Below are 21748 nucleotides of genomic sequence, written 5' to 3'. Positions count from 1 at the left end.
GCTGGCGATATCCATTGAGTACAATACCACGCCTTCCATCGCACAGACGCCACCGGGAGTCGTCATGATCGACTGGCGCGCCATCGATACCGTTCTGTTGGACATGGACGGCACACTGCTCGACCTGCACTTCGACAGCCACTTCTGGCTGGAGCACCTGCCGCGGCGCTACGTCGAGCTGCATCGTCTCGACGAGGCCACGCAGGAGCAGATCCGCGCACGCATCCTGCGCGAGCGGGGCACGCTGAACTGGTACAGCCTGGCCTACTGGAGCCGCGAGCTGGGCGTGGACATCGTGGCGCTCAAGCGCGAGATCCAGCATCTGATCGGCCTGCGCGGCGATGCGCTGGACTTCCTCAAGTGGTTGCACAAGGCTCACCCCAGGGTGGTGCTGGCGACCAATGCCGACCGCGAAAGCCTCGAACTCAAGCTGCCGCTCACCGGGCTCGAGCGTTATCTGGATGCCATCGTCTCCTCGGCCGACCTCGGCGTACCCAAGGAGGCCCAGGCGTTCTGGTTCGCGCTGCAGGAGGTCGAGCCCTTCGATCCGGCGCGCACCCTGTTCATCGATGACAATCCTGAAGTGTTGGAAAGCGCCCGGGAATTCGGTATCCGCTATCTGCTTGGCATCAAGCAGCCCGACAGCACGCAGCCGGAAAAGGAACTCAAGGAGTTCATCGCCCTCGACCGCTTCGCCACGATCCTGCCCGAAGCGCTACCCTCCGAAGTACGTGGTGACAATATACGTGGCGACAAAGGACTGCACGGCGAGGAGGGAGGCGAGATTGGATAGCGTACGACTCGACAAGTGGCTGTGGGCGGCGCGTTTCTTCAAGACCCGCGCGCTGGCCAAGAAAGCCATCGAAGGCGGCAAGGTGCACTACAACGGCGGGCGCGCCAAGACCAGCAAGAATGTCGAAGTGGGCGCCCTGATTCGGATCCCCCAAGGCTGGGACGTGTGGGAGGTGGAGGTCGTGGCCCTTTCCGACCAGCGTCGCGGCGCCCCCGAGGCCCGCGAACTCTACCGCGAGACGGCCGAAAGCGCCGAACGCCGTGCCCAGGAAGCCGAAGGCCGACGCCTGACCAACCAGGCCATGCAGCACCCGCTCAAGCGGCCCGACAAGAAGCAGCGCCGCGAGATTCAGCGTTTCCAGCGCCAGCAGGACAAAGAGTGAAGAGATGACCGACCAGATCCAGCGTTTCCTGTTCGAACGCACCAACGTACGTGGCGAGATCGTCACCCTCGAACGCGCCTACGGCGACGTGCTCGACCGTCACGGCTACCCGTCGGCGGTGAACCGTTTGCTGGGGGAGCTGCTGGCCGCCGTGGCGCTGCTCACCGACACGGTCAAGCTCGACGGCATCCTCAGCATCGAGGTTCGCGGCCAGGGGGCGCTGTCGCTGCTGATGGCCGAATCCAACCCCGGCGGCGAACTGCGTGCCATTGCCCGCCTGGCGGAAGATGCCACGTTGCCCGAAGGCGAGGCGAGTTTCCGCGATCTCGTCGGCGACGGCCATATCGTGATCACCCTCGATCCGCGCGAGGGCAACCGCTACCAGGGCATCGTGGCGCTCGACCATGACAGCCTGGCCGGCTGTCTCGAGGCCTACTTCTCGCAGTCCGAGCAGTTGCCCACCCAGCTGTGGTTGCGCGCCGACGATGAGCGCGCCGGCGGCTTGCTGCTGCAGCGCCTGCCGGATGAATCGCAGAACCAGGACGAGGATGCCTGGGAGCGCACCGTGCAACTGGCCCGCACGCTGCGCACCGAGGAGCTGCTGGGCCTCGACCAGCGCGAGCTGCTGCACCGGCTCTACCACGAGGAGACGGTACGGGTCTTCGAGCCCAAGCCGCTGCGCTTCGGCTGTACCTGCTCGCGCGAGCGCATCGGTAACGCCCTGCTGACGCTGGGCGCCAACGAACTGCGCGACGTGCTGGCCGAGCAGGGCGAGATCGAGACCCAGTGCCATTTCTGTCATACCCGCTATCGCTTCACGGAGACCGAAGTCGAGACGTTGCTACGCACCCAGGGGGGGACGTCTCCCACCCTGCATTGAGAGCAACGGCTCACTGCAGCGAGCGAGACGCTTAGAGCGTCTCGCCCGTTCGGCGGGGCAATGCTGCAACGCAAAAGATTGGTCGGCATCAATCTGCGGCGATATGTCTCGATGTAGTAGTAAAACTACATGAACTTCGGTCAAAGTTAACGTTTCCTGACGGCTCCCTTTTTGCCATAATGGCGCCCGCCTAAGGGCCGATCGCCGCAATACAAGACGGCACGCATCCGCACACGGACGATCGGAAACGCAATGCAACGGCGTACGGACGCCTGGCACACGAGAGAGAACCGGCCGCAAGGCCCAGGAAACGACATGACCACATCCCAAGCCGCTCCTCAAGCACACGTCAATCTCAGCAGCGCCGAGCTCATCGAGCGTGCCGTGGCACGCGGAGAAGGCCACCTGGCCGCCAACGGCGCCCTGGTGGTGAACACCGGTCTGCGCACCGGCCGCTCGCCCACGGATCGCTTCATCGTCGACGAGCCCTCCACTACCGACGAGATCGACTGGGGCAGCGTCAACCGTCCCTTCGATGCCGGCAAGTTCGACGCCCTCTGGGCGCGTGTCGAGGACTACCTGAACAGCGGCGAGCGCTTCGTTTCCGAACTCCACGTGGGCAGCGACCCGACCCACTACCTGCCGGTGCGGGTCACCACCGAGACGGCCTGGCACAACCTGTTCGGTCGCACCATGTTCGTGCGCCCCGAGGGCTACAATCCTTCGGCCAAGCAGGAGTGGACCATCCTCAACGCGCCCTTCTTCGAGTGCGAGCCGGATCGCGACGGCACCAACTCCGATGGTTGCGTGATCCTCAACTTCGCTCAGAAGAAGGTGCTGATCGCCGGCATGCGCTACGCCGGTGAGATGAAGAAGGCGATGTTCTCGGTGCAGAACTTCCTGCTGCCGGCCTCCGACGTGCTGCCCATGCACTGCAGTGCCAACGTCGGCGAGGACGGCGAGACCGCGCTGTTCTTCGGCCTCTCCGGTACCGGCAAGACCACGCTCTCCGCCGATCCGGCACGCTACCTGATCGGCGACGACGAGCACGGCTGGGGCCCCGGCACCGTGTTCAACGTCGAGGGCGGCTGCTACGCCAAGTGCATCGACCTCTCAGAGAAGAACGAGCCGGTGATCTGGAACGCCATCAAGTTCGGCACCGTGCTCGAGAACGTGGTGCTCGACGACCGCCGCGAGCCCGACTACACCGACGACAGCCTGACCCAGAACTCCCGCGCCGCCTACCCGCTGGAGCACGTCGACAAGCGCGTGCCGGAGAACCGTGCCGGCGAGCCCAACGCCATCATCTTCCTGACCTGCGACATGTCGGGCGTGCTGCCGCCGGTGTCGGTGCTGTCCAAGGAAGCGGCGGCCTATCACTTCCTCTCCGGCTACACCGCCAAGGTGGGCTCCACCGAGATGGGCTCCTCCGAAGGCCTCTCGGCGACCTTCTCCACCTGCTTCGGCGCGCCGTTCTTCCCGCGCCCGGCTCGCGTCTACGCCGACCTGCTGATCAAGCGCGTCGAGGCCAAGGACGCCCAGGTCTACCTGGTCAACACCGGCTGGACCGGCGGTTCCTACGGCGAGGGCGGCTCGCGTTTCTCCATCCCCACCACGCGCGCCATCATCAGCGCCATCCAGTCCGGCGTACTGCGCGAGATCGAGACCAAGCGCATCGAGGGGCTCAACCTGGACGTGCCGGTATCGGTGCCCGGCGTCGACTCGAGCCTGCTCGATCCGCGCGAGACCTGGGAAGACAAGGCGGCCTACGACCGCAAGCGCAGCGACCTGGCGGCCAAGTTCGTCGACAACTTCAAGAAGTTCGAAGGTGTCAGCGAGGCCATCGTCAAGGCCGGACCCAGCCTGACCTGAGGTGAACCCGCGGTTGCCGCGGCGGTCTGAACGGGGAAGGGGTGCAAGCCTCTTCCCCGTTCGCGTTATGGGCCTGGCAGGTCGGCTGACTGACCAGGTGGGAGGGTCCAATGAAACGACGTCTTTTCCTGGGACTGCTGGGGGTCGGTGGGGCGGCGGGGCTGGTACCCGGCCTCGGCTGGGGATTTCCTAGGCTGTCGCTGGAGGCGGCCCCCGGTCTCGAACGCCTCGAGCTGTCACGCGACGAGTGGCGCGAGCGCCTTACGCCCGAGCAGTTCGAGATCCTGCGCGATCATGGCACCGAGCCGCCATTCTCGAGTCCGCTGGACAAGGAGTGGCGCGAAGGCGAGTACCGCTGTGCCGGCTGCGACCTGCTGCTGTTCGAGAGCGCCATGAAGTACGACTCGGGCACCGGCTGGCCGAGCTTCTTCGAGCATGTCGAAGGGCATCTGCTCAGCCAGCTCGACTTCAGCCTGGTCTGGCCGCGGCGCGAGTATCACTGCGCCCGCTGCGGCGGTCATCAGGGCCATGTCTTCAGTGACGGCCCCGAGCCCACCGGGCTGCGCTGGTGCAACAACGGCCTGGCGCTGAATTTCGTACCGGCGGCTACCTGAACCCCTCCACGATGTGCCGCGCCAGGCCGTCCACCGCGGGCGACGTCGCTTCGGGTGAGCGCAGCAGCACGATGGAGCCGTCGGGCAGCGGCGGGAAGCCGTCCGCCTGGTCGAGGATGCGCATGCCCGGGGTGACCAGGCTTTTCATCAGCGCCGAGACGGCGAGCCCCGCGCCCACCACCGCCTGCAGGGTGGCCAGGCTCGGGCTCGAGTAGGCGATGCGGTACTGACGCCCGGCGCGGGTCAGGGCGTTGCAGGCATGGCGCCGGCAGAAGCAGGGCTCCTCGAACAGCGCCAGCGGCAGCGGCGACTGGCGATGCACGGCATGGCTCTCCGCCACCACCCACACGGTCTCCTCGCGACGCAGGATGGTGCCGATCTCCTGGCCCACCTCACGGGTCACGATGCTCAGGTCGAGGGTGCCCTGCTGGCGCCCGAGCAGCTCGGACGAGGGCGCGCACTGCACCTCGACGTCGACCAGCGGCCAGGTCTGGGAGAAGGACTTGAGAATCCCGGGCAGGAAGCGCATGACGAAGTCGTCGGGCACGCCGATCCGCACCCGGCCGACCATCTCTGGCTTGCGCAGCTTATTGAGCGCCTCGCCCTGCAGGTCGAGGATGCGGCGGGCATAACCGAGCAGCGTGGTGCCCTCGCTGGTCAGGTGCATCTGGCGCCCCTGGCGCTCGAACAGCGGGCGCTGGATCACGTCCTCCTCGAGCCGCTTGATCTGCATGCTGACCGCCGACTGGGTGCGGTTGACCGCCTGGGCCGCACGGGTGAAGCCACCGTGGTCGACGATGGCGACGAAGGTACGCAGCAACTCATGATCGATGGTGTGCAGCATGGCGGCTTTCCATCATGTGTAGTGATGTATTGCATAATAACTATTTGTTGGATTGATTCAAGTGGCTCGTCGACACTGCCTCCTATCGCCATTAACCGGAGGAAGTCACCCATGAGAGCCGCCACCTGCAACGACTCTTGCTGTGCCGTAACGGGCAATGAGCGGGAGAGCCATTCCTACCTCTCCCGCCTCGGGATCGGGCTGGCGAGAGTGCGGCACCTGATGCAGCTGCGCCGCGAACGCAGCCAGCTGCAGACGCTGCCTGACGAGCTGTTGCGAGATGTCGGGCTGACGCGAGAGCAGGCCCGGCGTGAGAGCCGCCGCCATTTCTGGGACGACATTGGCGGGCGTCGCTGATCGCGGCGGCGACGGCGTGGCGTTTGTGGTACCTTGGCGCGATCTTTCGTTGTTGCACTACCAAGGAAGTCATGGACGCCACGACCCGGATCATTTCGCGCCTCGCCGAGGAACTCGCCGTTCGCCCGCAGCAGGTGTCAGCCACCGTGGAACTGCTCGACGGTGGCGCCACCGTGCCCTTCATCGCCCGCTACCGCAAGGAGGTCACCGGTGGGCTCGACGATACCCAACTGCGCAATCTCGACGAACGCCTGCGTTACCTGCGCGAGCTGGAAGAGCGCCGTGCCGCCGTGCTCGCCGCCATCGACGAACAGGGCAAGCTGACCCCGGAGCTCGAGCGACAGCTCCAGGCCGCCGACACTAAGCAGCGCCTGGAAGATCTCTACCTGCCCTACAAGAAGAAGCGCCGCACCAAGGCCCAGATCGCCCGCGAGGCGGGCCTCGAGCCGCTGGCCGATGCGCTGCTGGCCGATCCCGCGCTCGACCCCGAGATAGAAGCGGCCCAGTATCTTCGCCCCGCCGAGGGCGATATTCCGGCCATCGAGGATGCCAAGGCGGCGCTGGACGGCGCGCGCCAGATCCTGATGGAGCGCTTCGCCGAGGACCCCGAGCTGGTCGGTGCGCTGCGCGAGCGGCTGTGGAGCGAGGGGGAACTCAGCGCCCGGTTGCTCGAAGGCAAGGAGCGCGAAGGCGCCAAGTTCTCCGACTATTTCGAACACGACGAGCCGCTGGCCAAGGTGCCTTCACACCGGGCGCTGGCGATGTTCCGCGGTCGCAACGAGGGCGTGCTGACGCTGGCCATCCGCCTGCCCGGCGAGGACGAGGCGCCAATCCACCCCGCCCAGGTGGCCATCGCCCGGCACTTCGATATTCGCGACGAAGGCCGCGCCGCCGACAAGTGGCTGGCCGACGTGGTGCGCTGGACCTGGCGGGTCAAGCTCTATACCCATCTCGAGACCGAGCTGATGGGACGACTGCGCGAACGTGCCGAGCTCGAGGCCATCGAGGTCTTTGCCGCCAACCTCAAGGACCTGCTGCTGGCCGCCCCCGCGGGGCAGAAGGCAACGCTGGCCATCGACCCGGGCCTGCGCACCGGCTGCAAGGTGGCGGTGGTAGACCCCACCGGCCAGTTCCTCGAGCACGCCACGATCTTTCCCCATGCGCCCCGCAATGCTTGGGGCGAGTCCCTGGCCCAGCTCGCCAGGCTGGTGGAAAAGCACGACGTGGCGCTGATCGCCGTGGGTAACGGCACCGCCAGCCGCGAGACCGACAAGCTGGCCGGCGAGCTGGTCAAGGCCTTCGCCGGGCGCAAAGCGCTCTCCAAGGTGATGGTCAGCGAGGCCGGCGCCTCGGTCTACTCGGCTTCCGAATACGCAGCCCGCGAGCTGCCCGAACTCGACGTCACCATTCGCGGGGCGGTCTCCATCGCCCGTCGCCTGCAGGACCCGCTGGCGGAGCTGGTCAAGATCGAGCCCAAGTCCATCGGCGTGGGCCAGTACCAGCACGACGTCTCGCAGCTGCAGCTGTCGAAGAGCCTGGAGGCGGTGATCGAGGACTGCGTCAACGCCGTGGGGGTCGACCTCAACACGGCCTCCAGTGCGCTGTTGTCGCGGGTGGCCGGGCTCAACCCGGCGCTGGCCGAGAACATCGTCGCGCGGCGCAACGCCGAGGGTGCCTTCGCCAGCCGCCAGCAGCTGCTCGACGTCAGCCGCCTGGGCCCCAAGACCTTCGAGCAGTGTGCGGGCTTCCTGCGCATCATGAACGGCGAGAACCCGCTCGATGCCAGCGCCGTGCACCCCGAGGCCTACCCGGTGGTGGAACGCATCGCCAGCCGCAGCGGTCGCCCGGTAGCCAGCCTGATCGGCGACAGCGCCACGCTGAAGGCGGTCAAGCCGGCCGAGTTCGCCGACGAGCGCTTCGGCGTGCCCACCATCAGCGACATTCTCAAGGAGCTCGACAAGCCGGGCCGTGACCCGCGTCCCGAGTTCAAGGCCGCCGAGTTCCGCGAGGGCGTGGAGACGCTCAAGGACCTGGAGCCGGGCATGATCCTCGAGGGCAGCGTGACCAACGTCACCCACTTCGGCGCCTTCGTCGACATCGGCGTGCATCAGGATGGCCTGGTGCACATCTCGGCGCTCTCCGACAAGTTCGTCGAGGATCCGCGCTCGGTGGTCAAGGCCGGCGACATCGTCAAGGTCAAGGTGATGAGCGTGGATCTCGAGCGCGCACGCATCGGGCTCTCCATGCGCCTGACCGATCAGCCCGGTGAGGCCGAGGGCGGCAGATCGTCGCGCGCTGGCCAGGGCGAACGGCGCGGCGGCCAGGGCAAGGCAGCGCGCAAGGGCACGCCCCGCGAGCCGTCCCAGCCGAACCAGATGGGTGCGCTGGGGGCCGCGCTGCTCAAGGCCAGGAAGGGCAAATCTTGATCCCGGTACGCCACTCGCCATACTCTCGACACAAAACGCATGATCGGTCGCCCCGGGCGGCCGGCACGTTTAGATCGGAAGGCCCGTCGAGGGTCTCCAAGACACGGGGTCCACGCCTTGTCTGATTCATACTCTGCCACCGTTTCGCACCTCGCCGGGCTGGCGGCCCGGGGGCGCTTCGGGCGCCTGCGCCGCGGCCTGGAGAAGGAGGGGCTGCGCGTCGACCGCGCGGGGCGTATCGTCTCCACGCCGCATCCTCATGCGCTGGGCTCCAAGCTGACCCACCCGCACATCACAACCGACTATTCCGAGGCGCTGCTGGAGTACATCACGCCGGTCTACTGCCGCCCCGGCGACGCCCTCGGTTTCCTCGCCGACCTGCATCGCTTCAGCTATCGCCATCTCGGCGACGAGCGGATCTGGCCGGCGAGCATGCCGGCCAGGCTCGACGGCAACGACAGCGTGGCCATCGCCGACTACGGCAGCTCCAACGTCGGTACCATGAAGCACGTCTACCGCAAGGGGCTGGACGTGCGCTATGGCCGGATCATGCAGGCCATCGCCGGCATCCACTACAACGTCTCGCTGCCCGACGAGCTGTGGGACGTGCTGCGCGAGCGCGACGCTGCCACGCAGATGTCGCTCGACGATTATCGCTCCAGCCGCTACTTCGGCCTGATCCGCAACTTCCGTCGCCACAGCTGGCTGCTGCTCTACCTGTTCGGCGCCTCGCCGGCGCTCGACCGCAGCTTCCTGCCCGAAGGCAACATTCCCGACAAGCTGCGTCCGCACGCTCGCGAGACCCTGGTATCGCCCTACGCCACCAGCCTGCGCATGTCGGACCTCGGCTACCAGAACAAGGTGCAGGAGCAGCTCAAGATCTGCTTCAACTCGCTCTCCAACTACGTGGGCACCCTGCGTCATGCGATCTCGACGCCCTGGCCCGCCTACGAGGCGCTGGGGGTCACGGATGGCCGCGATTGGCGGCAGCTCAACGCCAACATCCTGCAGATCGAGAACGAATACTACAGCGACATCCGGCCCAAGCGCGTCACCCGCTCCAACGAGACGCCGAGCCAGGCACTCGAGGCGCGCGGCGTCGAGTACATCGAGGTACGCTGTCTCGATCTCGACCCCTTCCTGCCGCTGGGCATCGACGAGACGCGCCTGCGCTTCATCGATACCTTCATGATGTGGTGCCTGCTCGCCGACAGCCCCTGGATTCCCGACGACGAGTGCGACCGACTGGACGACAACCGGCGCCTGGTGGTCGAGCGCGGCCGTGACCCGGCGCTGAGACTGCTGCAGAACGGCCATTACCGCTCCGTGGCCGACTGGGGGCGCGAGATCTTCGCCGAGCTTGGCCGCGCCGCCGAGGTGCTCGATGCGCTGGAACAGGGCAGCCCCCACGCCGATGCCGTGGCGGCGTTCACGCCCTGGCTCGCCGATCCGTCACTGACGCCCTCCGGCCGCCTGCTCGCCCGGCTCGAGGAGACCGGCGAGGAGTTCGTCGACTTCGCCTCGAGCCTGGCCGAGGAGCATGCCGAGCGGCTGCGCCAGGAGGCCATCGACCCGGCGCGGGCGGCGACCTTCGAGCAGATGGTCGAGACCTCGCATCAGCAGCAGCGCGACATCGAGGCCGCCGATACCCAGCGCTTCGAGCAGTTCCTCGAGCACTATTTCGCCAGCGCCCGCGAGCCTCGCGTGGCAATGGCCAGCCAGGGGAATGCCTGATGCTTGCACGCCTTCGACGTCTTTCCGTGCGCCAGTGGAGCCTCGCCGGGCTGGCCTTCTGTGTCCTGATGATGGGCGTGGCCCTGGGCCTCGAGCATATCGGCGGGCTCGAACCCTGCCCGCTGTGCATCTTCCAGCGCGTGGCGGTACTGGCCGCCGCCGCGGTCTTCATCGTCGCGGCGATCCATAACCCACTCGGCCGGCTGGGCCCGGTCGTCTACGGCGGGCTGTCTCTGACGGCAGTGCTCGGGGGTATCGGCGTCGCCGCGCGCCATGTGTGGTTGCAGTCGCTGCCGCCGGATCAGGTACCGAGCTGCGGTCCCGGGCTCGACTACATGATGGATGTCCTGCCCATGCAGGACGTGGTCGCCATGGTGCTTTCCGGCTCCGGCGAGTGCGCCGAGATCGATTTCCTGCTGCTGGGCATTTCGCTGCCGGGCTGGACGCTGATCGGCTTCATCGTGCTGGCGCTGGCCCCGTTGGGGATTCTGTATCGTGCCGTTCGCGGCCTCTGGCCCTGAGGCTGACAGGAGGAAGGCGGGCATGCTGTATCGCGATTTTGCCACCCAGGAAGCGATCGATCGCGAGTACGATCCCATGCGGGGTCGCGACCCGGCCGAGCTGCTGGCCGGTTGGCAGTCGCGCAGCGAGGTGGTGCGCGAGCAGGGACGGGTCGCCTGTGACGTCGCCTATGGCCCTACGCTCGCCGAGCGCATGGATATCTACCATGCCGCACGTGACGATGCCCCGATCCATCTGTTCTTCCACGGCGGCTACTGGCGCTCGCTGGGCCACCGCGAGTTCGGCTTCGTCGCCGAGGGGCTGGTAGCGGCGGGCATCAGCGTGGCGGTGGTCAACTATGCGCTGTGCCCCACGGTGGCCTTCGGCGAACTGGTGAGGCAGGCGCGGGCCGCGGTGGCCTGGGTGAGGAGCAACGGGGCTACGCTGGGTGTCGATGCATCACGTCTGAGCGTCTCCGGCCACTCCGCCGGCGGGCACCTCGCCGCCATGCTGCTGGCCACGGACTGGGCGGGGGAGTACGGGCTGCCTGACGACCTGATCGGCGGTGCCCTGTGCGTCAGCGGGCTGTATGACCTGCGGCCCTTCCCGTGGTCGTGGCTACAGCCCAAGCTGCAGCTCACCAGCCGTGACGTGGCCGACTACAGTCCGCTGTTCTTGCCGTATCGAGTTCCCGCGCCGGTGCAGCTGGTGGCCGGTGGTGAGGAGTCCGCCGAGTTCGCGCGACAGATGCAGGCCCACGCCGAACACCTCGAGGCCCATGGCGCGGCGGTCAGCCATGAGCTCATGCCCGGCGACGATCACTTCTCGATCCTCGATCACTACGCGCCGGGCGGGCGCTTCGTTCAGCGTATCGCTGCTTTCCACAGCATCTAAGTTCGCCTGCGGGTCTACTGGGCCTCGGGGAGTACCGCGGTGGCCTCGATCTCCACCTTCGCTCGATCCTCGATCAGGTCGGCCACCTGCACCATGGTCATGGCCGGGAAGTGCTTGCCCATCACCTCGCGGTAGGCGGCGCCTACCTCCTTGAGCCGTGCCAGGTACTCCCGCTTGTCGGTGACGTACCAGGTCAGCCGCACCACGTGCTCAGGGCCGGCGCCGGCCTCGTCGAGTACCTCGACGATGTTGGCCAGCGCCTGGTGAACCTGGGCGACGAAGTCGTCGCTCTCGAACACCTGGGCGCCGTTCCAGCCGATCTGGCCGCCGACGAAGATCGTGCGGCCGGAGGCGAGCACGCCGTTGGCATAGCCCACGGCGGCCTTCCAGTGGGAGGGGTGGAGCAGCTCGTGCAGGGTGGCGTCGTTCATCGGATTATCCTTGTTGGCAGTCCTTGGCGAAATGGGCGCGCATGGCCTCTGGCCAGGGCAGGGGGCGACCGCTCTCCAGGTCGACGAAGACCAGGGTCGAGTCGCAGGTCAGGCGTGGTTCGCCGCCGCAATGGGCCACGGTGCGCAGGGTCAGGCTGGTGCGGCCGACGTCGCGCAGCGTCAGCTCGAAGGTGAGCGTTTCGCCCAGCCGGCTGGGCGCGTGGAAGTCGGTCTCGATATGCGCCGTGGGCACGCCGGTGCGGGTGTCCACATGGAGCCGGTTGAAATCGTGGCCGACCGACTCGGCGAAGTAGTCCTCGACCACCGAGTTGAGCATCTCGTAGTAGCGAGGGTAGAAGACGATTCCCGCCGGGTCGCAGTGCTGGAAGCGCACCTTGCGCTGGGTGACGAATGGCATGTCGGCTCTCCTAGACCCCGAGGTAACGGTCGCGAACGGTCTCGTCGAGTGCGTCGGGCTCGCCCGACCACACCGTGCATCCTTTCTCGAGGATGGTGCAGCGGTCGGCCACCGGCAGCAGCTCGGCCAGCGACTTGTCGACGATCAGCGTGGCCTGACCCTGGGTCTTAAGTTCGCGGATGGCGGCCCAGATCTCCTGGCGGATCACCGGGGCCAGCCCCTCCGTGGCCTCGTCGAGTACCAGCAGGCGGGGGTTGGTCATCAGCGCGCGGCCGATGGCGAGCATCTGCTGCTCGCCACCCGAGAGGGTTCGCGCCATCTGGCTGCGCCGCTCGGCCAGCCGCGGGAACAGCGCCTCGACGCGTGCCAGCGTCCAGTGGCCGGGGCGTGCGGTGACCACCAGGTTCTCGCGCACCGTGAGATTGGCAAAGCAGCGCCGCCCCTCGGGAACGAGCCCGAGCCCGGCCTGGGCGATGCGATAGGAGGGCAGGCGGCGCAGGTCGTGGGACTCGAAGGTGATGCTGCCGCTGCGCGCCGGGGTCAGGCCGAAGATGGAGCGGATGGTGGTGGTCTTGCCCATGCCGTTGCGTCCCATCAGTGCCACCATTTCGCCCGCCTGGACGCTGAGGTCGACGCCGAACAGTGCCTGGGAGGGGCCGTAAAAGGTTTCAATGGCGGTGACGTTGAGCATCTCACTCCCCCAGGTAGGCTTCGCGGACTTGCGGGTTGGCGCGGATCTCGGCGCTGTCACCGTGGGCGATCACGCCGCCGGCCACCAGCACCGAGATGCGATCGGCCAGGCGGAACACTGCGTCCATGTCGTGCTCGATCAGCAGGATCGGCACCTCGTGCTTGAGCGCTTCGAGCAGCTCGGTGAGGCGTGCCGAGCCCTCCGGGCCGAGACCGGCCATGGGCTCGTCGAGCAACAGCACCTTGGGCTTGAGCGCCAGGGCGCAGGCCACCTCCACCTGGCGCCGCTCGCCGTGGGAGAGTTCAGCCACCGGCGTGTCGGCGCGATGCGCGAGTGCCATGCGCTCCAACGCCGCCATGGCCGGCGCCAGCAGGCGCTCGTCGCGGTGCACCGGCTTCCAGAAGCGGAAGCTGTGCCCCTGCAGCGCCTGCACGGCGATCATCACGTTGCGCTTCACCGTCAGCGGCTCGGCCAGCGACGAGACCTGGAAACTGCGGCCCAGCCCCAGCCGCGCCCGCTGCGCAACGCTGAGCGAGGTGATGTCGCGGCCGGCCAGCACGATGCTGCCGGCGTCGGGCTTCAGGCTGCCGGCGATCTGGCCGATCAGGGTCGACTTGCCGGCACCGTTGGGGCCGATCAGCGCATGGATCTCGCCCGGGCGCAGGTCCAGCGACACATCGCGGGTGGCCTGCAGCGCGCCGAAGCGCTTGTTGAGGTGGGCAAGCGTGAGCACGGCGTCACTCATGGCGCTCCCTCCCGGCCAGCCAGCCCATCACGCCGTGCTTGGCGAACAGCACCACGAACAGCAGCACCAGGCCCAGGAACAGCTTCCAGTACTCGGTCAGCCCGCCCAGCAGGGTCTCCATCATCACGAACAGGATGGCGCCGGCCAGCGGCCCGTAGAGCCGCCCCACGCCGCCGAGGATCACGATCACCATCAGCTCGCCGGACATGTGCCAGCTCAGCATGGTGGGGCTGACGAAGCCGTTGAGGTCGGCGTAGAGCGCCCCGGCAAGCCCCGTGATCATTGCCGAGATGACGAAGGCCACCAGGCGGATGGGGTAGGGGGCGATGCCGGCGGTGGCGAGGCGCGTGTCGTTGAGCCGGGCCATGGTCAGGGCGGCGCCGAAGCGCGACTTCATGATGCGCGAGGTGAGGGCGAGCGACAGCACCAGGCCGGCGAAGCAGACCAGGAAGAAGGTCAGGGCGTCACTGCTATCGGCCCACGGCAGTGAGTTGCGCAGGTAGATCGGCAGGCCATCCTCGCCGCCGTAGGTGGGCCAGGAGTTGGCGAAGTAGTAGAGCATCTGGGCGAAGGCCAGGGTGATCATGATGAAGTAGACCCCGGTGGTGCGCAGCGAGATGGCGCCGATGACCAGCGCCAGCAGGCCGCACAGCAGGATTGCCGCAAGCCAGATCACCGGCATGCTGTCGCTGCCGGGAATGGCCACCGGCCAGCCGATCACGGGGGTGAAGTCGAAGGCGTGATAGGCACTGATACCGGCCACGTAGCCGCCCAGGCCGAAGTAGGCGGCGTGGCCGAAGCTCACCATGCCGCCGTAGCCGATGGCCAGGTTGAGGCCCACCGCCGCCATGGCGACCAGGGTGACGCGCGAAGCCAGGTTGACGTAGTAGACGTGGCCCAGCAGGTGGGCGGCGAGCGGCGCCAGCAGCAGCAGCGCCAGCAGGCCGATCTGCACCAGCCCCTTGCGGTCGTGCCAGCTGGCCGCAGGCGCCGGCAGCCCCGGCTGAGGGGCGAGGGTCGGGGTGTCGGGCTTATTCATTGGCGGCAAACAGTCCCTTGGGTTTGAAGGCCAGTATCACGGCCATCAGGATGTAGATCAGCATCGCGGCAATCGCCGAGCCGACGCCTGCCGCCTCGGAGGAGGGCATGAACTGGCGGAAGAACAGCGGCAGGAAGACCCGCCCCAGGGTATCCACCACGCCGACCAGGATGGCGCCGTACAGTGCGCCCTTGATCGAGCCGATGCCACCGATCACGATCACCACGAAGGCGAGAATCAGCACCGGCTCGCCCATGCCCACCTGCACCGACTGCAAGGCGCCGACCAGGGCGCCGGCCAGGCCGGCCAGCGCCGCGCCCATGGCGAACACCAGGGTATAGAGCCGGGCGATGTTGACCCCCAGGGCGCCGATCATCTCGCGATCGCTTTCGCCGGCGCGGATGCGCATGCCGAGCCGCGTGCGCGAGATCAGGAAATACAGGCCCACCGCCACGACCACGCCCACGGCGATGATCAGCAGCCGATAGGCCGGATAGCGCAGGCCGCCGGGCAGGGTGACCGAGCCGGCCAGCAGCGCCGGTGGGTTGAGCCACAGCGGCGAGGAGCCGAACAGCCAGCGCGTGCCCTCCGAGAAGATCAGGATCAGGGCGAAGGTGGCCAGCACCTGGTCGAGGTGCGGGCGATGGTAGAGCCGCCGGATCACGATCAGTTCCACCAGCGCGCCGACCGCGGCCGCCGCGGCCAGGCCGGCCGTCAGGCCGACGAGGAAGGAGCCGGTGGCGGCGGTGACCGAGGCCGTGGCGTAGGCGCCGACCATGTAGAAGGAGCCGTGGGCCAGGTTGATCAGCCCCATCACCCCGAACACCAGGGTCAGGCCGCTGGCCATCAGGAACAGCATGGTGCCGAGCTGCAGGCCGTTGAAGAGCTGTTCGATGAATAGGGTCATGTCACGAATAACCGTTGAGCGTTGCAGTAGCGCCGCCGGGCCGGCCGGCCCGGCGGTGCAGCGTCACATCTCGCACTGGGTGTGGTAGATGTCCTGGATATCCTCCACGGCGATGCCCACCAGGCGGTTGGTCGGCTGGCCGTCGTCGCCCTCGACCACCTCGCGCACGTAGATGTCCTGGATCGGGTGGTGGTTGGGGCCGAAGCGGAACTCGCCGCGTACCGAGTCGAAGTCGGCCTCGCGCAGCGCCTCGCGGAAGGCGTCCTGGTCGTCCGGATGGGCCTTCTCCAGCGCGCTGAGGATCAGGTTGGCGGTGTCGTAGCCCTGGGCCGCATACAGCGTCGGCGTGCGGTCGTAGGTCTCGCGGAAGGCCTCGACGAAGGCGTGGTTGGCCTCGTTGTCGAGGTCGTAGGCCCACAGTGAGGTGTTCATCGCGCCGATGGCCGCGCTGCCCACCGCCTTGATGATCGTCTCGTCGAACGAGAAGGCGGCGCCGAACACCGGCATGTCGACCCCGGAGCTCTCCCACTGCTTCATGAACGAGATGCCCATGCCCCCGGGCAGGAAGAAGAACAGGCTGTCGGCGTCGCTGGCGCGGATCTGGGCGATCTCGGCGGCGTAGTCGGTCTGGCCCATCTGGGTGTAGATCTCGTCGACCACCTCGCCTTCGTAGAGGTGCTTGAAGCCGGCCAGGGCGTCGGTGCCGGCGGGGTAGTTGGGGGCCATGATGATGGGGCGCTCGAAGCCCTGCTCGCGCATGTAGGCGCCCATCGCGCCGTGCAGGTTGTCGTTCTGGTAGGCGGCGTTGAAGTAGTTCTCGTGGCACATGCGCCCGGCCAGGTCGGAAGGCCCGGCGTTGGGCGAAATGTAGAAGGTGCCCTGGCGTACCGCCGCCGGTACCACCGCCATCGCCAGGTTGGAGAAGATGATGCCGGTGAGGATGTCGACCTCGTCGCGCTGCATGAACTCGTTGGACAGGCTACGTGCCAGGTCCGGCCGGTTGCCGTCGTCCTGCACCAGCACCTCGACGTCGTCGCGGCCGGAGCGCTCGATGGCCAGCAGGAAGCCGTCGCGTACGTCCACGCCCAGGTGCGAGCCGCCGCCCGACAGGGTGGTGATCATGCCGATCTTGACCTCCTGGGCCTGGGCCGCCGCCATGGCGGTGGTCATCAGCAGGCCGAGGCCAACGCTGGCTAGTCTCTTCATGGCTTTTCCCTCTTCGTTCTCGTTTATTGTGGGCTTCGGCGCCGTGTCCAGCGCTTGTGCTCTTGCGGCCCGTCAGGTCGTACTGCCGAGCGGGTTCCCGCTGTCTGGCCGTCCATTGTCGGGATAGTGCTCCTGGCGCAGCCGGAAGCGTTGCACCTTGCCGGTGGCGGTCTTCGGCAGCGCCTCGACGAAGCGGATCGAGCGCGGGTACTTGTAGGGCGCGATGCGCTGCTTGACGAAATCCTGCAGCCGCTCGACACAGTTCGAATCCGCCTCGACCCCGGGAGACAGTACCACGAAGGCCTCGACGATCTGCCCACGCTCTCCATTCGGTGCGCCGATCACGGCACACTCCGCCACCGCCTCGTGGGCGAGCAGGGCGGCCTCGACCTCGGGACCGGCGATGTTGTAGCCGGACGAGACGATCATGTCGTCGTTACGCGCGGCGAAGTGGAAGTAGCCGGCCTCGTCCTGGAAAAAGGCGTCGCCGGTGATGTTCCAGCCCTCCTGCACGTAGCCCTGTTGACGAGCGTCGTCGAGGTAGCGGCAACCGGTGGGGCCGCGTACCGCCAGGCGCCCGACCTCTCCGCGCGGCAGTTCGTTCATCTCGGCATCGACGATCTTCGCCTCGTAGCCGGTCACCGGCTTGCCGGTGCAGGCCGGGCGATGGTCGTCGAGGCGGTTGGAGATGAAGATGTGCAGCATCTCGGTGGCCCCGATGCCGTCGAGGATCGGCTTTCCCGTCCTGGCGATCCAGTCGTGGTAGATCGGTGCCGGCAACGTCTCGCCGGCCGAGACCGCCACGCGCAGGCTGTCGAGTTCCTGGCCTCTCTCGAGCGAGGCGAGCATGGTGCGATACGCGGTAGGCGCGGTGAAGACGATGGTGGCACGGTGATCGCGGATGATCGCCATCATATTGGGCGGCGTGGCCTTCTCCAGCAGCACGGAGCTGGCGCCGAAGCGCAGCGGGAAGATGGCGAGCCCGCCGAGGCCGAAGGTGAAGGCCAGCGGCGGCGAACCGACGAAGACGTCGTCGGGCGTCACCTGCAGCACCTCGCGGGCGTAGCCGTCGGCGATGATCAGCAGGTCGCGATGGAAGTGCATGGTCGCCTTGGGCTTGCCGGTGGTGCCGGAGGTGAAGCCGAGCAGCGCCACGTCGTCGGCGGCGGTGGCCACGGCCTCGAACTCGCTCGGCTTGTCCAGCGCCAGGCGGTCGAGTTCCGCGTCGTGGTTGGCGGTGCCGTCGAAGCCGACGACTCGCTTCAGGAAGGCGCTCCCGACGGCGCAGGCCTCGAGTTCGTCGAGCAGACGGGTGTCGCACAGGGCGAGACTGATTTCGGCCTTGTCGACGATCTTGGCCAGCTCGCCGGCGCGCAGCATCGGCATGGTGTTGACCACCACCGCGCCGGCCTTGGTGGCGGCCAGCCAGCAGGCCACCATGGCCGGGTTGTTGGCCGAGCGGATCAGCACCCGGCTGCCGGGGCGCACGCCGAGCTCCTCGACCAGCGCATGGGCCAGGCGGTTGCTCCACTCGGCCAGTTCGCGATAGCTGCGTTGTCGTCCGTTGCCGATCAGCGCCACGCGCTCGCCGTGGCCGCGCTCGACCCAGCGGTCACAGAGCTCCACCGCGGCGTTGAGCCGCTCGGGATAGTCGAAGCCGTCGAGTCGGAACTCGGGCCACTGGTCCACGGGAGGCAGGTTGTCCCGGGCGAAGGTATCGGCGTGAGCCGACGGTGCGTTCATGACCATTCTCCGTACGTCGTTGTTGTTGTTCGGCGCCGAGGCGTCGACAGGGGGATACGGGTCTGGCGTCTCTCTAACCGTTTTGTACGCTCTCCTGTTGTGCCAGGCAGCTGCGGGCGATCACCACCTTCTGCACGTCCGAGGCGCCTTCGTAGATGCGCAGCGCGCGGATTTCGCGATACAGGCTCTCGACGATGTGCCCCTTGCGCACGCCGTCGCCGCCGTGCAGCTGCACCGCCTTGTCGATCACCTGCTGGGCGCGGTCGGTGGCGTAGAGCTTGGCCATGGCCGCCTCGCGGGTGACCCGTTCGGCGCCCATGTCCTTGGTCCAGGCGGCGCGGTAGACCAGCAGCGCGGCGGCATCCACGTCCAGTGCCATCTCCGCCAGGTGGCCCTGGACCATCTGCAGGTCGGCCAGGCTGGCGCCGAACAGCTCGCGGCTGCGTGCGCGGTCCAGCGACTCGTCCAGCGCGCGCCGGGCGAAGCCCAGCGCCGCGGCGCCCACCGTCGAGCGGAACACGTCGAGCACCGCCATGGCGATGCGAAAGCCCTGGCCGGGCTGGCCGATCATGGCGCTTGCCGGCAGGCGCATGTCGTCGAAGCCGAGCCGCGCCAGCGGGTGCGGCGAGATCGTCTCGAGCCGCTCGCGGATCTCGAGCCCCGGCGTGTCGGCCGGCACCAGGAAACAGGAGAGCCCCTTGGCTCCCGGCCCCTCGCCGGTGCGGGCGAACAGGGTGTACACATCGGCGATGCCGCCGTTGGAGATCCAGGTCTTCTCGCCGTTGATGCGGTAGTGGTCGCCGTCGCGCTCGGCGGTGGTGTCGAGCTGGGCCACGTCGGAGCCGGAGCGCGGCTCGGTCAGGGCAAAAGCCGAGAGCGCCTCGCCGCGGCGGGTCTTGTCCAGCCACTGCTTCTGCCCGGCGCTGCCGAACAGACTGATCGCCCCGGTGCCCAGGCCCTGCATGGCGAAGGCGAAGTCGGCCAGGCCGTCGTGGCGGGCCAGGGTCTCGCGAATCATGCACAGGCTGCGTACGTCGATGGTGTCGCCCGCGGTGCCCTCGAGAAAGCCGGCCTGGCCCAGGTCGCGCACCAGTCGGATGCAGGTGGCGTCGACGTCGGCGTGGTCGCGGGGCAGCTCGCGCTGGCACCAGGCCTCCAGGCGCTTGGCCAGGTCGCGATGGCGGGCCTCGAAAAAGGGCCAGTCGAGAAAGCTCGTATCGCTCATTGCTAAGTCTCCCTGGGCGCTCAGTCCCCCTGGAACTGGGGCTTCTGCTTGGCGGCAAAGGCGCGGTAGGCACGCTCGAAGTCGCGGGTCTGCATGCAGATCGCCTGGGCCTGGGCTTCGGCCTCGATGGCCTGCTCCAGGCTCATCGACCACTCCTGGTTGAGCTGGGTCTTGGTGATGCCGTGGGCGAAGGTTGGGCCGCTGGCCAAGCGGGTGGCGTAGGCGATGGCCTCGGCCTCGAGCGTCTCTACCTCCACCAGGCGGTTGTAGAAACCCCATTGATGGCCTTCTTCGGCGCTCATGCTGCGCCCGCTGTAGAGCAGGTCGGCGGCGCGGCCCTGACCGATGATGCGCGGTAGCATGGCGCAGGCCCCCATGTCGCAGCCGGCCAGGCCCACCCGGGTGAAGAGGAAGGCGGTGCTGGCACGGGGCGTGGCAAAGCGGATGTCCGAGGCCATGGCGATGATCGCGCCGGCACCGACGCAGACACCGTCCACGGCGCTGATCACCGGTTTTCCGCAGTGGATCATTGCCTTGACCAGATCGCCGGTCATGCGGGTGAATTCGAGCAGGCCCTTCATGTCGCGCCCGACCAGCGGGGCGATGATCTCGTGAACGTCGCCGCCGGAGCAGAAGTTGCCGCCATTGGGAGCGAACACCACGGCTTTCACATCTTCGGCATAGACCAGGTCGCGAAAGGTGTCGCGCAGCTCGGCGTAGCTGTCGAAGGTGAGCGGGTTCTTGCGCTCGGGGCGGTCGAGGCGAATCACTGCCACCTCGCCCTCCATGCGCCACAGGAAATGCCTGGGCGTCAGGTCGGCCAGTTTCATCGTTGTGCTCCCGTGTCGGCCGGCAAGCCGTGCAGCAGCTCGCCGATGTGGTGGGCGTCCTCGGCGTCGACGCCAGCCAGCAGTTCGTCGACCCAGCCCTCATGGGCCTTTGCCATGACGCTGAAGGCGTCGCGCCCGGCGGGGGTGAGGCGCACCCGGGTAGCGCGGCGGTCGCCCTCGATGGCAATGCGCTCGACCAGGCCGTCGTCGGCCAGGCGGTCGACGATGCCGGTGACGTTGCCGTTGGAGACGCGCAGTCGCTTGGAGAGTTCGTTCATCTTGAGCCCCTCGCGTTCGCGGAACAGCGCCGCCATGACGTCGAAGCGCGGCAGGGTGGAGTCGAACTCGAGGCGCAGCTTCTCGCGCAGCGCCGCCTCGACCTGGCGGGTCACCCGCAGCATGCGCAGCCACAGGCGCAGGCGCTCCTTGCTCAGGGTTTCCGCTTTCAGCGGTGGGGCCGTCATGTCTCACCTCCCGAGATGGAGATCGCCTGGCCGTGGATGGCGCCGCTATGCGGGCCGCACAGCCACAGTGCGGTGGCGGTGACCTCGGCGGGCTGGACGAGCCGGCCGCGGGGATTGGTCGATTGCAGGTGGGCACGGGCCTGCTCGGGGCTCTGGCCGGTCTTGGCCACGATGGTGGCGATGCTCTCCTCCAGCAGCGGGGTCTCGGTGAAGCCGGGACACAGCGCATTGACGGTGATGTCGCGCCCCGCCACCTCCTGGGCCAGGGCGCGCACCAGGCCCACCACGCCGTGCTTGGCGGCGCAGTAGGGCGCCACGTAGGCATAGCCCTTGAGCCCGGCGGTGGAGGCCACGGCGATCAGCCGGCCGCCCTCGCGCAGGTGTTTCAGGCCCTCGCGCAGGGTCAGGAACGCGCCGGTCAGGTTGACCTCCAGCATGCGCTGCCACTGCTCGAGGCCGGTCCTGGCCAGCGGTGCACTCTCGGCGGCCCCGGCGTTGGCGATCACGATGTCGACTTCGCCCAGGCGCTCGAACAGGGCGACCATATCGGTTTCCCGGGTGACGTCGGCGATCACGAAAGTGATGGCCGGGTGGCGTCCGGCCGTCGCCTCCAGCGACTCGCGGCGCCGTCCGGTGATGGTCACCTCGGCGCCGGTCTCGGCGAAGGCCAGCGCCATGTCGGCGCCGATGCCGCTGCCGCCGCCGGTGATCACCACGCGCTTGCCGTCGAGGGGATGCATGGTCGTGCTCAT

At 67.7% G+C, this 21748-nt stretch carries 23 protein-coding genes; 10 read left to right on the top strand and 13 right to left on the bottom strand.

Annotation, left to right across the window (positions count from 1 at the left end):
- The first annotated feature begins 64 nt into the window (after nt 1-64).
- From yrfG to msrB, 5 genes are all read left to right on the top strand, one after another.
- Nucleotides 65-793: a GMP/IMP nucleotidase gene (gene yrfG, locus HNO51_RS15230; protein ID WP_209537785.1), complete on the top strand. Its 729-nt coding sequence runs from the start codon at nt 65-67 to the stop codon at nt 791-793.
- Nucleotides 786-1175, top strand: coding sequence for a ribosome-associated heat shock protein Hsp15 (gene hslR / locus HNO51_RS15225; protein ID WP_209537784.1), 390 nt, complete (start codon nt 786-788; stop codon nt 1173-1175). Before yrfG ends, hslR begins: the two co-directional genes overlap by 8 nt.
- A gap of 4 nt (nt 1176-1179) precedes the next feature.
- Complete coding sequence (gene hslO, locus HNO51_RS15220) at nt 1180-2055, top strand: Hsp33 family molecular chaperone HslO (RefSeq protein ID WP_209537783.1); 876 nt, start codon at nt 1180-1182, stop codon at nt 2053-2055.
- Between the two features lie 315 nt (nt 2056-2370).
- Nucleotides 2371-3927 carry a phosphoenolpyruvate carboxykinase gene (locus HNO51_RS15215; RefSeq protein ID WP_209537782.1) on the top strand — a complete coding sequence of 519 codons (1557 nt, stop codon included), beginning with the start codon at nt 2371-2373 and terminating at the stop codon, nt 3925-3927.
- Between the two features lie 110 nt (nt 3928-4037).
- Nucleotides 4038-4541 carry a peptide-methionine (R)-S-oxide reductase MsrB gene (msrB, locus tag HNO51_RS15210; RefSeq protein WP_197448092.1) on the top strand — a complete coding sequence of 168 codons (504 nt, stop codon included), beginning with the start codon at nt 4038-4040 and terminating at the stop codon, nt 4539-4541.
- On the opposite strand, the gene HNO51_RS15205 is transcribed toward msrB, so the two are convergent.
- Nucleotides 4534-5385, bottom strand: coding sequence for a LysR substrate-binding domain-containing protein (locus HNO51_RS15205; RefSeq protein ID WP_197448091.1), 852 nt, complete (start codon nt 5383-5385; stop codon nt 4534-4536). The two genes, msrB and HNO51_RS15205, sit on opposite strands and share 8 nt — an antisense overlap.
- A gap of 111 nt (nt 5386-5496) precedes the next feature.
- On the opposite strand from HNO51_RS15205, the gene HNO51_RS15200 reads away from it, so the two are divergent.
- From HNO51_RS15200 to HNO51_RS15180, 5 genes are all read left to right on the top strand, one after another.
- A complete protein-coding gene (locus HNO51_RS15200; RefSeq protein ID WP_197448090.1) occupies nt 5497-5742 on the top strand; it encodes a DUF1127 domain-containing protein in 246 nt (81 codons plus the stop codon).
- A gap of 71 nt (nt 5743-5813) precedes the next feature.
- Complete coding sequence (locus tag HNO51_RS15195; RefSeq protein ID WP_209537781.1) at nt 5814-8168, top strand: Tex family protein; 2355 nt, start codon at nt 5814-5816, stop codon at nt 8166-8168.
- Between the two features lie 117 nt (nt 8169-8285).
- Complete coding sequence (gene gshA / locus HNO51_RS15190; protein WP_242597130.1) at nt 8286-9902, top strand: glutamate--cysteine ligase; 1617 nt, start codon at nt 8286-8288, stop codon at nt 9900-9902.
- Entirely contained in the window at nt 9902-10423 is a 522-nt protein-coding gene (locus tag HNO51_RS15185) for a disulfide bond formation protein B (RefSeq protein ID WP_209537779.1), read from the top strand. Before gshA ends, HNO51_RS15185 begins: the two co-directional genes overlap by 1 nt.
- Before the next feature lie 22 nt (nt 10424-10445).
- On the top strand, nt 10446-11297 hold the full coding sequence (locus HNO51_RS15180) for an alpha/beta hydrolase (RefSeq protein WP_197448086.1): 852 nt from the start codon (nt 10446-10448) through the stop codon (nt 11295-11297).
- A 14-nt stretch (nt 11298-11311) separates the two neighbouring features.
- Here HNO51_RS15180 and HNO51_RS15175 read toward each other — a convergent pair whose 3' ends face one another.
- The 12 genes from HNO51_RS15175 to HNO51_RS15120 form a co-directional block, all read right to left on the bottom strand.
- Nucleotides 11312-11728, bottom strand: coding sequence for a RidA family protein (locus tag HNO51_RS15175; RefSeq protein ID WP_197448085.1), 417 nt, complete (start codon nt 11726-11728; stop codon nt 11312-11314).
- A gap of 4 nt (nt 11729-11732) precedes the next feature.
- Nucleotides 11733-12146: an acyl-CoA thioesterase gene (locus HNO51_RS15170; protein WP_197448084.1), complete on the bottom strand. Its 414-nt coding sequence runs from the start codon at nt 12144-12146 to the stop codon at nt 11733-11735.
- 10 nt (nt 12147-12156) lie between these two features.
- Nucleotides 12157-12837, bottom strand: coding sequence for an ABC transporter ATP-binding protein (locus HNO51_RS15165; RefSeq protein WP_197448083.1), 681 nt, complete (start codon nt 12835-12837; stop codon nt 12157-12159).
- 1 nt (nt 12838) lies between these two features.
- Nucleotides 12839-13582: an ABC transporter ATP-binding protein gene (locus tag HNO51_RS15160; RefSeq protein ID WP_197448082.1), complete on the bottom strand. Its 744-nt coding sequence runs from the start codon at nt 13580-13582 to the stop codon at nt 12839-12841.
- Nucleotides 13575-14621: a branched-chain amino acid ABC transporter permease gene (locus HNO51_RS15155; protein WP_209537778.1), complete on the bottom strand. Its 1047-nt coding sequence runs from the start codon at nt 14619-14621 to the stop codon at nt 13575-13577. The genes HNO51_RS15160 and HNO51_RS15155 overlap by 8 nt, the downstream gene beginning before the upstream one ends.
- Nucleotides 14614-15528, bottom strand: coding sequence for a branched-chain amino acid ABC transporter permease (locus HNO51_RS15150; RefSeq protein WP_197448080.1), 915 nt, complete (start codon nt 15526-15528; stop codon nt 14614-14616). The genes HNO51_RS15155 and HNO51_RS15150 overlap by 8 nt, the downstream gene beginning before the upstream one ends.
- Nucleotides 15529-15591: 63 nt before the next feature.
- Entirely contained in the window at nt 15592-16734 is a 1143-nt protein-coding gene (locus HNO51_RS15145; protein WP_209537777.1) for an ABC transporter substrate-binding protein, read from the bottom strand.
- A 72-nt stretch (nt 16735-16806) separates the two neighbouring features.
- The gene (locus tag HNO51_RS15140) at nt 16807-18477 is read right to left on the bottom strand and encodes a benzoate-CoA ligase family protein (RefSeq protein ID WP_209537776.1); all 1671 of its coding nucleotides are present in this window, start codon (nt 18475-18477) and stop codon (nt 16807-16809) included.
- Nucleotides 18478-18550: 73 nt separating this feature from the next.
- The gene (locus tag HNO51_RS15135; protein WP_209537775.1) at nt 18551-19702 is read right to left on the bottom strand and encodes an acyl-CoA dehydrogenase family protein; all 1152 of its coding nucleotides are present in this window, start codon (nt 19700-19702) and stop codon (nt 18551-18553) included.
- A gap of 20 nt (nt 19703-19722) precedes the next feature.
- Nucleotides 19723-20532, bottom strand: a complete 810-nt coding sequence (locus HNO51_RS15130; RefSeq protein ID WP_197448076.1) for an enoyl-CoA hydratase family protein — start codon at nt 20530-20532, stop codon at nt 19723-19725.
- Nucleotides 20529-20996, bottom strand: coding sequence for a MarR family winged helix-turn-helix transcriptional regulator (locus tag HNO51_RS15125; protein ID WP_197448075.1), 468 nt, complete (start codon nt 20994-20996; stop codon nt 20529-20531). The genes HNO51_RS15130 and HNO51_RS15125 overlap by 4 nt, the downstream gene beginning before the upstream one ends.
- Entirely contained in the window at nt 20993-21748 is a 756-nt protein-coding gene (locus HNO51_RS15120; protein WP_209537774.1) for an SDR family NAD(P)-dependent oxidoreductase, read from the bottom strand. The genes HNO51_RS15125 and HNO51_RS15120 overlap by 4 nt, the downstream gene beginning before the upstream one ends.

It is taken from the genome of Billgrantia sulfidoxydans (assembly GCF_017868775.1).
GTDB lineage: Bacteria > Pseudomonadota > Gammaproteobacteria > Pseudomonadales > Halomonadaceae > Halomonas > Halomonas sulfidoxydans.
The sequence above is the reverse complement of the archived record's forward strand: the minus strand, read 5'-3'. Positions and strand labels throughout refer to the sequence as shown.